The organism is Gracilimonas qinghaiensis (genome assembly GCF_046602855.1).
Taxonomy (GTDB): Bacteria; Bacteroidota; Rhodothermia; order Balneolales; family Balneolaceae; genus Gracilimonas.
This window is the reverse complement of the sequence record NZ_JBKINJ010000002.1, coordinates 257872-270919: the sequence shown is the minus strand read 5'-3', so window position 1 is coordinate 270919 and position 13048 is coordinate 257872. Positions and strand designations below refer to the sequence as shown.

Here is a 13048-nt window from a genome sequence, read left to right as displayed (position 1 = left end):
ACGCAAGTTAACCTCCTCCATTAATCACACTACATTAATTGGAGGAATTCAATGTTTAATTCTATTACCATAAAGTCGTTTTTTACGGCTTTGCTATTAACAGTACCACTTTTCTTTTCTACTAACACAACTACTCAGGCACAAACAATTACCGGAACCGTGCTTGATGCTCAATCCAAACAACCCTTGCCCGGAGCGGCCATACGTCAGGTCGGTACTTCACGTGGGGTGGTATCTCAGGAGGACGGTTCTTTCGAATTCCGTCTTTCGGAAAACGGTGAACTCCGTTTGTTGATCACTTATTTGGGTTACAAAGATCAGGAGGTTGATGTCCGGCGTAATCAAAAAGATCTTGAGATCTATATGTTGCCGGATACCTATATCTCTGACGATGTTTTCGTGAGCGCCACTCGTGCTGATGAAACATCTCCCATTACTTACACTAATGTTGAAGGCGAGGAGATCGAACGGCGAAATCTGGGGCAGGATGTACCCTATCTGCTTCAGAGTACTCCATCGGTTACTACAACTTCAGATGCGGGGGCCGGCATCGGTTACACAGGCATTCGTATTCGAGGGGTTGACCCGGCGCGTATCAATGTGACCATCAACGGAATCCCGGTCAATGATGCGGAATCCCACGGCGTATTCTGGGTAAACTTACCGGATCTGTCTTCATCCACAGAAAATATCCAGATACAGCGCGGGGTAGGAACGTCTACCAATGGAGCCGCAGCTTTTGGCGGAACCATTAATCTTCAAACCAGTTCCTCCAGGGTGGAACCGTTTGGAGAGATCAATACCGGAATCGGCTCTTTTAATACCCAAAAATATAACGTCAAGCTTGGGTCGGGACTGATGGAGAACGGATGGCAGTTTGAAGGCCGTCTATCAAAAATTGATTCGGATGGCTTCATAGATCGTGCGAGTTCTGATCTTGATTCCTACTTCTTGTCGGCTGCCAGACATGGAGAACGAAGCTTGCTTCGAGCTGATGTCTTTTCCGGAAAGGAACGCACCTATCAGGCATGGTATGGCATCGAGGAAAGCGTACTGGAGAACGATCGCACCTTCAATGAGGCTGGTACCGAAAAAGCCGGCGAACCCTACGAAGATCAGGTCGACAACTATCAGCAGAACTATTACCAGTTGCATTACTCATATAAACTGACTGAAAACTGGAATGCTAATGTATCTGCATTCTACACCAAAGGCTTTGGCTACTTCGAGGAGTACAAAGCTGATGAAGACCTGACCGATTACGATATTGAACCGATCCTGCCATCTACTCCTTCTGAATCAGATCTTGTTCGCCGCCGTTGGCTGGATAATGATTTCTACGGAACCATCTTTTCTACAAAATTCACCCCGAATGATATCTGGAATTTAACACTTGGCGGTGGCTATAACTATTATGACGGGGCTCATTTCGGAGAAGTGATATGGGCTAGATATGCCGGCGACAGTGAGATCGAAGATCGGTATTACGATAACGATGGCATTAAGAATGATTTCAATCTATATGGAAAACTGCAGTATGGAATTACCGATAATCTGAATTCTTACCTGGATCTACAGGTGAGAGGCGTCAACTATGAGTTTCTTGGAAATGGCTTTGTTCGCAGTGCGGGGAGTTCCGTACGAGACAGCCTCGTTACTCTCCAGCAAACCGATGATCTGATGTTCTTTAACCCCAAGTTTGGCTTTGTTTATCAACTTCCGGATCAACAGCGTTTGTATGCTTCTTTTGCGGTTGGTAATAAAGAACCAACGCGAGATGAGTATGTAGACTCATCCCCTGAAAGCCGACCTGACTCGGAGCGTCTCTATAACGTAGAGCTTGGTTATAGAGGTGATTTTAGGCGGCATTATCTTGGTGCCAATGTGTACGGCATGTTCTATCGAGACCAGCTTGTGCCAACGGGAGCGATCAATGATGTGGGTGAGATCGTCAGGGAGAATGTACCGGAAAGTTATCGTATCGGGCTTGAACTTCAGGGTGGTTTGAGTGTTTCTGAGCACCTGAGTGTATCGGCCAATGCAACTTTCAGCCGAAACAAGATCGTTGAATACACGCAGTTCACTGATCAGTATGATGCGAACTTCAATTACTTGGGTCAACAGGCTACGACCTATGAAGAAACCGATATCGCATTTTCACCTTCACTCATTACTAATGGAGTGATCGGCTATCAGACCGGGGCACTGAATGCAGAGCTTGTCAGTAAATATGTCTCACGTCAGTATCTTGATAATACACAGACCGAAAGCCGTTCAATCGATCCTTATTTTGTGAATGATCTGAGAATAAGTTATTCCCTTGATAAGATCTCATTGCTTGAAGGTATCACAGCGACATTACAGGTGAATAATATCTTTGATCATGAATATGAGACCAACGGCTACACCTTTGGGTGGCTACAGGCGGGTGAGCCGGTGAACTATAACTATTACTACCCACAAGCCGGCACTAATTTCCTATTCCAGCTAACCTGGAAGTTTTAACAGACAGCGCTGAACATTCAATAAAGAAGTATCCAGCACTCAATTTTCAATTAGTTTAGTCGAAAAATAGCCCCGTTCTTCAGAGCGGGGCTATTTTAATATTGCATAATGACCAAGCGAATAATCAATATCGAAATGAAGTATCTATAGCCTGCTAATTCCGCTTCAAAATTTGAGGAAGAGCCTTCAATTACATGTTGCGCAGCATAGCGGCGCAATGAGACAGCTACTATCGGTCTCCCGTCGACGGTCCTCGGTCAGGAAACAATTCAAAACTAAACACTAAACACTTAAAACTAACTACTCCCTATTCCGCCGGGAATCCATTCCCCACATTAGTTTGTTGCGAAGGGTTTCAAAGTAATCCTGTCCGGGAAGATGAATAAGGTCGAAGGTCAGATCAGATTTCAATATCTCGACCTCAAAGGGGAAATCTTCGATCTCATGAACTTGTCCGTCATAAGAAAAAAGCACCTCATTTTGTTGCTTTTCGATCTTGATCTTGAGGGGTCGTGTCGAGTTCAATACCAATGGTCGGGTGGTAAGGGTGTGCGGATTGATGGGAGTTACTACGAAGACTTCGGTTCCCGGCGCTACAATCGGTCCACCGGAGGCGAGGTTATATGCTGTGGAACCGGTCGGTGAGGCTACAAGTAATCCATCGGCCCAATAGGTGTTGATAAGGCTGCCATCATATTCAGCCGTTACATTTACCATGGAAATAGAATCCTTGCGTGTAAATAGAAACTCATTCAATGCGTGGAATTCATCCCCGCGTTGGGTGGTGGCTTTAAGAAATACCCGCTTATCGAGAGTGAAATCGTTATCAAGCAGTCGGTCAAGGGCAGGTTCCAGATCTTCTATTTGGGTATTGGCCATAAAGCCAAGACGACCACTGTTAATCCCTAAAATAGGTTTTTGAATGTCTTTGGAGATACGGGCCGTATAGAGGATCGTGCCATCTCCACCCATCACCAAAATAATGTCACTTGCCTGAATGGAATCAAGATCACTTTCAGTCTTTTGAATAGCTGCACTCCCATTCAGCTCCATTTCATCACAGATTTCTTTGTTGATGAACAGGGTGATATCATGATTTTTAGCCCAATTCACGGCTTTAAAGAGTACTTCTTTGACTTCGTATTTACTCGGATTTGCGACGACGGCTAGTTTCATCAATTGGCTCCATTCATACTGAAAGACGAAAGATCGAGATTCCAGGGATTATGCCTCACTGTAATTCCCTGAATGTTACTGTGTGATAACAGATAGATCGGGGCATCCCAGACCAATACCTGTTCAGTACCCGGATAAGGCTTTGTGGTAAAAGTGATCTGATCATTAAAAGCATAGGAGGCACTCATTGCAAAACTATAACCAGATTCGTTTACTTGTGGGGCTAAGTTATTAAGCATGAACCGGTAAAATGGATGAGTTGTATGCGTAATACCCATGCTTGTGTTATCGCTCTGCAGTGTCCCGGTTGTATCTGCTTTGGTCATTGAAAGGGAGCCTAGGGAATTGCTGATCAATACTGAGTTTTGATTCAGATTGTCTAATACTTCGTTCACTTTGTTGGCCTGTCCCGATTTTGAATTATAATATAGTGGATAATCGGAGCTTACAGGTACCTGATGTAATTCGTAATTGTTATAGTAGCTACTTAGTAGTTCCCCCGTTGAGTCCGCCACAGTAAGCAAAGTTGCTGCTCCCAATTCCACAAGCACATCAACTCTTTCACCGGCAAATTCCTGATACAAGTTTCGCTCATTGATACCGGAAATGATATCTAGCCGGTTGATATCAGGCAGATTGGAAGAATGATCCTCGTTTACAGTAAGCAGGTGTGTGTTATTTTCTTTTTGGAGGAACCGAAACCGTCCTGTTCCTGCTGCCTGCTGTATGGGGCCGGAAGGCACACTTTCACTGGCATAGATAGACGCCATTGGGTGCGCCAGTCGGTTCAGGAAATCAGTGGAGGGCCTGTTCAGGACAAAAGTAACTGTAGAATCATTTTGAACCCGGATGCCATTAATTTCAGAAATAACCCGTTTTGAAGAATCTTTGACATATTCTAATTCATTCTGAAGAACTTCGAATCCACGAATATCACTGAATTGATTTCCAGTAAACGCAGGCACATCATTCCTCGCCATACGTTCAAAAACAAACTTGACATCATTTGCGGTAAACTGCCGACCGGTTCCGTTTTCAAAAGCAGGGGAATCATGAAATTTGAGGGTTGTCTTTAGATGAAAGGTAAACTGAGTGGAATCTTCATTCACGTTCCAGCGGTTAGCCATAAGAGGATAGAGGTTGCCGTTATTTCCGATCCCAACAAGTCCGTCGTAGATCAAATTTATGACCCTCAATTCACTGTTGGAAGTCGCAAAAAGAGGATCCAGCGATTCAATTGCTGCAATTTCACCGACTTTGAGTTGAATGAAATCATCCCCTTCAGTTGTATCAGCTATAGTTTGTTGGGTAGTAGAATCGTTGGCAGCGAAGAGGTCAGAACTACCTGTTCGAACCGTAATAGTCTCAGGACCTTTTCCACAAGAGGAGATCGCTAAGACAGGAAGAAGTAACAGGATCAGTTTTTTCATAATTGAATAGTGTTGTCGGTATTTAATTTATTGAAGATATGAACGAGCTAAATCATTCCATATTGGCGATCCTAAGTTTATTTTGTGCCTTTGAGACCCTTTAGTCCTTTTAAGGCTTTTTCACTCAGTAAATTTGTGTCGTAACTGCGAACCCGCCCGTTTTTCTCACGATGCTGCTTCACCGCGATCTGAATCAACTCTTCCATCAGCTGCGTAAAGTTAAGATCTGTTTTCTCCCACAAATAAAATGAGAACGACCCGGGTATGGTGTTGATCTCATTGAAATATACTTCTTCTGTATTGGAGTTAATGAGGAAATCGAGGCGGGCCAACCCGGATGCACCCAGTACAGAAAAGATTTTTACGGACATGTCCTGAATCTTTGTTGTGAGTTTGTCAGAGATCTGGGCGGGTATCTCACGGTCGGCCGATGCCATGCCTTTTTCGGCTCCTTCACCGCTTTGGTATTTGTCCTCAAAGCTGAGGGTTTCCGTTTTGCCCAGTGGTCGTTCGCATACGCTTGGCTTGCAATCGTCCGGAGTGCCAATAACGGAACAATTGATCTCCATCAGGGGATTTACGGCTTCTTCGATAAGCAGGTGCGCATCGTATCGAAAAGCAGTTTCCACGGCTTCGGTCAGCTCGGTACGGTCATTGGCAATAGCTACCCCAATGCTGCTGCCAAGAGAAACAGGTTTTACGATAAGCGGATAGTCAAAATCTTCAACTACATTTATGATACCGTCTTGTTCCTCTACCCAGTCACTTTCGTAAAAATTGACGGATTTGGTGACCGGGATGCCATTTGCAGCCGCAACAAGTTTGGCTTTTACCTTATCCATGCCAAGGGATGATCCCAAGACGCTGCTTCCCGTGTAGGGAATATTCATCATTTCACAAACACCCTGAAAGGCTCCGTTCTCACCTTCACTTCCGTGGAAAGCACAGAGCACAGCATAGACCGGAAAGTTCTTTGGTTTTGAAAATAATCCAGATACGTTCTGTTCTTTCAGGAAGGTCTTGCCATTCTCATCCTTTACAAAAGCGCAATCCTCAGTCTTCCTTTCAAGAGTCGGCAGGTCTTTGTAATTGCTCAGTTCCAGCAGGTGCTCGCCGGTCAACCATCGCCCTGATTTGGTAATGTATAGCGGAATGATCTGATAAGAACTGCTTTCAAGAGCTGAGATAGCCTGAATGGCGGTCAGCACAGAAACTTCATGTTCGGGAGAAACGCCTCCAAAGGCTACAATGAGATTTTTTTGGGACATAATTTATGTATAGGTTTTCAGCGAAAATAGGATTGTTTCGGGATAATTGTTAATGGCAGTGCAAAAGAATTCAGAACACAGGGATCAGAATATTCTGAATTCAGAGTACTGTGTTCTGAATTCTGTTATTTCTGAAAACTTGAACTTGTTCCGCAGTTCGATATTTTCAATATTTGCCGTCCTCTTCGAACCCAAAAAGTTATGGTAATATGAGTAAGGTTATTACATCGGCCGAACAACTGGATTTTAAATTATCAGACCTGCAGGATATGCCTGCCCCCGGAAAGGTTTTATTGGTAAAACCGACCTATTTCTCGGTGGAGTATGTGATCAACCCGCATATGGAAGGTAACATCGGTGATGTAGATAAACTTGCCGCACAGAATGAATGGGAACACCTTCGCTCTGCCTATGAGGAGCTCGGATTGTACGTTCACGTGGAAGATGGTGTACGTGGTTATCCTGACATGGTATTCTGTGCAAATCAAAGTTTACCGAACATTACTGATGAGGGTAAGAAAGAGGTGATCATGAGCGTAATGAACTCCGACAAACGCAAGGGAGAGGTGCCGTTTATTCAACAGGTGTATGAAGATAGCAGCTATGAGATCGTTCGCCTGGATGAAACAAGATTTACTGATTTTGAAGGTATGGGTGATGCACTATGGCATTTTAAAAAGCGACTGATCTGGGGTGGTTACGGATATCGCTCTTCCAAAGAAGTGTATGACGTGATCTCAGAGACCTTTGATACCCCGGTCATTGCTCTAAAGCTCATTGATGAACGATTCTACCATCTTGATACCTGCCTTTGCATCCTGAATACTGAAACGGCTCTTATCTATCCAAAAGCATTCACGGATGAGGGACTTGAACTGATTCGATCTGTTTTTTCCAATGTGATCGAAGCATCAAAGTATGAAGCTGAAAAGTTATTTGCCTGCAATGCCACCTGTCCTGATGGAAAGAACGTATTTATACAGCAGGGTTGTGTGGATGTTAATCAAAAGCTGAAAAAACTGGGTTTTAAAGTTCACGAGTTCAGTACCTACGAATTCCTGAAAAGCGGCGGCTCCGTATTCTGCATGAAGATGTTGTTGTGGTAATGTACTTTGTGCTAGTGTAAAATTGTGCGATGTGCTCAGTTAAGAAGGTTTTTCTATTTGATATCGCATAAAAGCCAATGTCTTATTTCGGGCTTCAAATGCTTTGGCCCTAATCAATTCACACGTTTCTGTTGATTGATAATTAAGATCATCCATTGCATACGTCATACTCATAACTTCAGAAGCTGAACTTTGAGCAATATTAAAGAAACGGATCATTTCTTTTCTTCCATAGCGAGTAAATCCCTCTGATATGTTATTCATAACTGACACGGAGGCCCTCCTTATTTGGTCTTTAAATCCATAATCCCTCGATATTTCTCCACTACGAGTATACTTGTAAACCATAGCGACAAGTTCTCTGGCACTTTGCCAACATTCTAGTTCTTCAAATCTATATACAGTTCCCATAATTATTCCTTTTCTTCCTAAGAGCGATTTCAAATATATTCCTTACAATTTTTTTTCATTTATTTCCATTAAGCACAAAGCACAAAGCACCACGTACAAAGCACAAAGCACATAATGAACCTTATAAAAGCCTCTATTTCCGGAATTATCCTCCTTGCCCTTATCATCTCCCTCAATATCAAATTTGGGGCTGTTCCACCGTTGGGGAAGTTTTTTGATCCGAATGCGGGTTTCTGGGCTAATGCGGAAACTTCGGAATATGAATCTTTTGAACTGGACCTGCAGGGCCTTCAGGATGAAGTGACCGTGTACTTTGATGATCGTAACGTGCCGCACGTCTTTGCCCGGAATGAACATGACCTTTTTATGGCTCAGGGATATATTGTGGCTCGTGATCGCTTGTTTCAGATGGAGATGCAGACCTATGATGCCGCCGGTCGCCTTGCCGAGATCGTTGGCCCACAACTTTTGGACCGCGACCTGAATACACGTCGCCTTGGGATGACTTACGGTGCTGAAAAAGCGATCGAGGCTATTGATGCTGACCAACAAGTTAAGGAAGTGGTGCATGCGTATGCCAAAGGAGTGAATGCTTACATCGATCAACTGTCAGTAAAAGACTATCCGATCGAATACAAGGTTTTAGATATTGAACCGGAAACGTGGGAGCCGATCAAGACCGCATACCTGCTTAAAAATATGACCCGAACACTGGCCGGTAGAAATAACGACGTTCGCACCAGCAATACCCTTCAGTATTTCGGAGAGGATTTTGTGGAAACCTATTTTACTCAAAAGCCCGAATTAAACGATCCGATCATCCCCACAAGCCGTGAGTGGGATTTTGTGGCTGAAGTTCCCCAAAGACCCGATTCACTTTTTGTGCCTGCCGTATCAAAAGTGATAGACCCGTTTCCGGTGCCTGAAGGTATTGGGAGTAATAACTGGGCAGTAAGTGGAGATAAAACAGCATCGGGCTATCCGATCCTGGCGAATGATCCCCACCTGAGCCTGACGCTTCCATCAATATGGTATGAGATGCAGCTCACGGCTCCGGGTTATAACAGTTATGGTGTCACGCTTCAGGGATCTCCTGCTATCATAATCGGGTTTAATGAACAAACAGCTTGGGGAACCACCAACGTCGGCTCCGATGTGATGGATTGGTATGAGGTGGAGTTCAAAGACGAGACCATGCAGGAATACCGCCATGATGGTGATTGGAAATCAACTTCACACCGTATAGAAGAAGTTAAGGTTCGGGGTGATGAAACGGTTATGGATACAGTTATCTATACTCACCACGGACCGGTGATGGAAGTTGAAACAGCCAATGAAGGGGAAACAGTGTATCATGCCCTGCGCTGGATCGCTCATGAGCCTTCCAATGACCTGAAGACCTTTTACGGCTTCAATAAAATGCAGAATTATGAAGATTATCGTGAGGCAGTAGGGAATTACGTTGCGCCGTCTCAGAACTTTGTATTTGCTGATAAGGCCGGAGATATAGCTATGTGGATTTCCGGTAAACTACCTAAGAAATGGGCGTTTCAAGGGCGAACAGTGAGTGATGGCAGTGATCCCGCATATGATTGGCAAGGTTGGATCCCAACGGATCAAAATCCACATATCAAAAATCCGGAGCGGGGATTTGTGAGCTCAGCTAATCAGGAATCGGTAGGCCCTGATTATCCGTACTATCTGGATGATGACTTTGCACCCTATGAGCGAGGCCGGCGCATTAATGACCAATTGGCTGAAATGGAAGATATCACCCCGCAGGATATGCAAGAACTGCAGATGGATGATTTTGCCTATACGGCTTCTAATTTCATTCCGCAGATGATTGAATGGACCGATCCAAGTGGATTATCAGATCTGGAACTGGAAGTAATTGAAGAAATGGCGGACTGGGACTTTATGATGGAAGCGGAAGAGATCCAACCCACTGTCTATCAGTTATGGCGCAACAATTTCTTCAAAGCCATTTTTAATGATGAGTATAATGAGACAGATGCCGAACTGCGGTTCCCTTCCCGAGATATCATAGTTGAAATGATCAAAAAAGACCCTGAACTTCGTTTTGTGGATAATATAAATACACCTGAACAGGAAACGGTAGAAGAGTTAGCTACAAAGTCATTCAAAGAGACAATCAATCGGTTAATTGATTACTACGGTGAGGATACTGAAACTTGGTTATGGGGTTATGATATCGACAATGACATCGATCATCTGGCGCAAATTCCGGGCTTCGGTCAGCAGGACCTTTTCAGTAGCGGCTCTGCCGAATCTGTTAATGCAACGCGAGGCGGAAATGGGCCTTCCTGGCGGATGGTGGTTGAACTCGGACCAGAAGTTAAGGGTTGGGGAGTATACCCGGGCGGTCAGTCAGGTAATCCCGGTTCACCAAACTACGATGATATGGTAGATCCCTGGAGAACCGGACAGCTGTTTGAGTTGAACTTTTTGCGCGATGATCCGGCCGAATACAAATATCATATTAAATTGAATCCATCTGAATGATGAAGAAAACAGAGATCGACCCAACTATCAAAAATCTGATACGAATCAGTTTGTTACTGATGATCCTGCCGGCTCTATATCTCGGACTTTGGATATGGATCTCCGGAAGTGAGGAGCTAAGCTACTTCGAGCAGGTACAGCTGTTGATGAGCTACATTCCTGAACCGGTACGCGACCCATTTTTAGTTACAATTTCATTATTTGGAATGAGCTTGGTATCAGCTGTCTTTGGCCTCTATGGTTATATTAAAAGCGAAGCCGATTATCCAAGAAAGACCAGTCTGTTCATTATGACCCTCGCCACCATCATGTGCATCTGGTTCGGCCGCAGCGTGTTCTAATTTTCAGATATTTGTTCTGCCATCCCCCGACCGGTGCTTCTGTATCCGCTCCGACGCAGAGCGTCAGTAGCGAGTACTATGTATAATTCAACCCTCAGATCTTGCATAGGAAGCTAAACCTCAGTACAGAGCAATATGATAAACACATAGTAACATGATAAAGCTGATCAAAGTCCTGTCCGTAGGAGCAGCATCTTGGTAAAGCCAGAGATGAAATGAGAAAACAATTTTCGCCCCCAAGACTGAGAAAGCTAAAACCGTTTTTCGAAAATTGGGAAATGCAGCCAAAATAGACCAAATACTTATTCTGGTATAAAGTGTTGCCATCGAAACCAATTAACCTGCCCATCAGCCTTAGAAAAAATCTCCTGTCACGTACAATCCCGTCGGGGTCGGTGCAAAAAAATTCTCGCTCCAACACAGAGCGTCAGGAGCAAGATCTAAAACTTCGAAATTGAATATTCATTATTCAACATTCGATATTCCATGCCTTTCTCTCTTCATGCCAAAAAACTTATCAATAGCTAATAGCGTGGGAGAAGATATAAAGATAATAACCAGAGTTGCAGCATGCGCTATGGTAGCATAGGCAAGTCCGGTAGCCTCAGGAACGGCATAAAAAATGAAAAGACTTTTGGTGATAAAAAGGTGATAGGAACCGATGCCTCCCGGTGTTGGGATGGAGAGCCCTACAGCACTCACTACCGTCAGTACGATCGCCTCTGTGATGCCCAGTCCAAATTCAGCCTGCATATCAAACATCCAGAATCCTGCATAGGTCATGAAAATGTACAGAGCCCAGATCAATGCTGAATAGAAGATGAAGAGAGGCCAGTTTCTCAGTTCGCGAACAGCAAGCAAACCATCAACAAAGGTCTTAATGACCTTTTGAATTCTGACCACGATCTCAAAGATCTTGCCTTCCGTTTTCTCGCCGGCGAGCTTGAAAAGCCAGTAAATAACTCCAAGCCCAAGTAAAGCGATGCCCCCGTATTTCAAGAGAGTAAATGTCAGTTCTATTTGGGTGGCCGGATCGGTGATATCTATTCCGAATAATCGTGACAGGACCTGAGGATCAGCGATCAAAAAGACAACTACAAACAGCATCAGTAGCAGCATTCCCAGAAGATCGACCACCCTTTCAAGTACGATGGTGCCTATGATCTTACTGTTGCTTTCACCCACCTGCTGGGCAACGTAAACCGGTCGGGCTACTTCCCCAACACGCGGCAGGGGTATGTTAACGAGATAGCCGAACATCACGCCGGTGTAGAGGGTGAGCTTGGAGGGTGTTCTTTCTCTGTTGGTAAAAAGCATTTTCCACCGCAATGCTCTGACGTAGTGGGCAAAAAGGGTGGCTATGGTAAAAGGTGTGATCCACCAAAGACGCATTCCACGGGCTGATTCCAAAACATCTGAAAATTCAACTTCCCGAAAAGCCAGCCAGAGAAAGAGGATTCCCAGTAATATGCTGCCAAGAATTTTTAAGAGTTTTTTGCCGTTCATTGGTTATTCGTTAATATTTATAGCTTAATGGAAGCATAGCGGTTAAAATTTCGACGAATAACGAATAACCATATCAATATCTCATGTCCACAACTTCCGCATCTTCAGGATATTCGAGCTGAAAGAGATTGGATTCGGGAGCATAAAAGCGACCGTTGCTGAAGTTGGTAACGATCTCATTGTCAGATATATCGATCGCGATGATCCGAAGAGGCCGCAGGTCAGCATTCAATAGTATCTCCACTTCGGTAAAGACGGAAAAATCATCGGTAGAATTAAGGGTTACAAGTGTACGGGATCCCTGTTTGCGTTCAGAAACGGTGTAGGTGGAATCAATGCCACTGAGCATACGGGATGGGGCAAAATCATCTTCCTCTGCATAGTAATTATCAATGATGACCCTGTTTCTGTCTTCATCGTAAACACGGGAAGTCTCTCCATCAACTACGATGGTCTGACCGTCCGCCACAAGCTTATAACGTATCTGATCGATCCATATCTTTCCCTCACTGGAAGTGGATTCACCGGTATAGGAGTCAGTGTAGGTGTGGTCGAAATCCGCTGCGAATACTTCACCTGACTCAAACCGCTCCTTGAGCAGGTCAAAGTTAGGAGTTTGGGCAAACAGGTTAGAACCTGATATAAGGATTAAAACAATAACCAGTGTCACTATCTTTCCAGCCCTTTTAGAACCGGAGATACCTTTATGCATTTCAAATCGGAGGTTGGGAACGAGGCATGATAGATAATTCATGGGCACTGCTAACTGTTTACTGCTC

At 44.3% G+C, this 13048-nt stretch carries 10 protein-coding genes; 4 read left to right on the top strand and 6 right to left on the bottom strand.

The genetic code is table 11. The annotated features are described in order from the left end of the window. The first annotated feature begins 51 nt into the window (after positions 1-51). Positions 52-2505, top strand: coding sequence for a TonB-dependent receptor (locus tag ACKGJO_RS11140; RefSeq protein WP_411323517.1), 2454 nt, complete (start codon positions 52-54; stop codon positions 2503-2505). Between the two features lie 300 nt (positions 2506-2805). On the opposite strand, the gene ACKGJO_RS11135 is transcribed toward ACKGJO_RS11140, so the two are convergent. From ACKGJO_RS11135 to ACKGJO_RS11125, 3 genes are all read right to left on the bottom strand, one after another. Further along, positions 2806-3681, bottom strand: coding sequence for an NAD(+)/NADH kinase (locus ACKGJO_RS11135; protein WP_411323516.1), 876 nt, complete (start codon positions 3679-3681; stop codon positions 2806-2808). Then, the gene (locus ACKGJO_RS11130; protein ID WP_411323515.1) at positions 3681-5111 is read right to left on the bottom strand and encodes an ABC transporter substrate-binding protein; all 1431 of its coding nucleotides are present in this window, start codon (positions 5109-5111) and stop codon (positions 3681-3683) included. Before ACKGJO_RS11130 ends, ACKGJO_RS11135 begins: the two co-directional genes overlap by 1 nt. A gap of 77 nt (positions 5112-5188) precedes the next feature. Next, positions 5189-6379, bottom strand: a complete 1191-nt coding sequence (locus ACKGJO_RS11125; protein ID WP_411323514.1) for a D-alanine--D-alanine ligase family protein — start codon at positions 6377-6379, stop codon at positions 5189-5191. Between the two features lie 209 nt (positions 6380-6588). On the opposite strand from ACKGJO_RS11125, the gene ACKGJO_RS11120 reads away from it, so the two are divergent. Next, positions 6589-7485, top strand: coding sequence for a dimethylarginine dimethylaminohydrolase family protein (locus ACKGJO_RS11120; protein WP_411323513.1), 897 nt, complete (start codon positions 6589-6591; stop codon positions 7483-7485). Positions 7486-7524: 39 nt separating this feature from the next. On the opposite strand, the gene ACKGJO_RS11115 is transcribed toward ACKGJO_RS11120, so the two are convergent. Next, a complete protein-coding gene (locus tag ACKGJO_RS11115; protein WP_411323512.1) occupies positions 7525-7896 on the bottom strand; it encodes a four helix bundle protein in 372 nt (123 codons plus the stop codon). A 114-nt stretch (positions 7897-8010) separates the two neighbouring features. Between ACKGJO_RS11115 and ACKGJO_RS11110 the strand changes: the two genes are divergently transcribed. Beyond that, positions 8011-10422 carry a penicillin acylase family protein gene (locus ACKGJO_RS11110; RefSeq protein WP_411323511.1) on the top strand — a complete coding sequence of 804 codons (2412 nt, stop codon included), beginning with the start codon at positions 8011-8013 and terminating at the stop codon, positions 10420-10422. Then, entirely contained in the window at positions 10419-10763 is a 345-nt protein-coding gene (locus ACKGJO_RS11105; RefSeq protein ID WP_411323510.1) for a hypothetical protein, read from the top strand. The genes ACKGJO_RS11110 and ACKGJO_RS11105 overlap by 4 nt, the downstream gene beginning before the upstream one ends. 465 nt (positions 10764-11228) lie before the next feature. On the opposite strand, the gene ACKGJO_RS11100 is transcribed toward ACKGJO_RS11105, so the two are convergent. Together ACKGJO_RS11100 and ACKGJO_RS11095 are read right to left on the bottom strand one after the other, a co-directional pair. Further along, the gene (locus ACKGJO_RS11100) at positions 11229-12269 is read right to left on the bottom strand and encodes a lysylphosphatidylglycerol synthase transmembrane domain-containing protein (RefSeq protein WP_411323509.1); all 1041 of its coding nucleotides are present in this window, start codon (positions 12267-12269) and stop codon (positions 11229-11231) included. 73 nt (positions 12270-12342) lie between these two features. Next, positions 12343-13023: a LolA family protein gene (locus tag ACKGJO_RS11095; RefSeq protein ID WP_411323508.1), complete on the bottom strand. Its 681-nt coding sequence runs from the start codon at positions 13021-13023 to the stop codon at positions 12343-12345. Between the last annotated feature and the right edge of the window lie 25 nt (positions 13024-13048).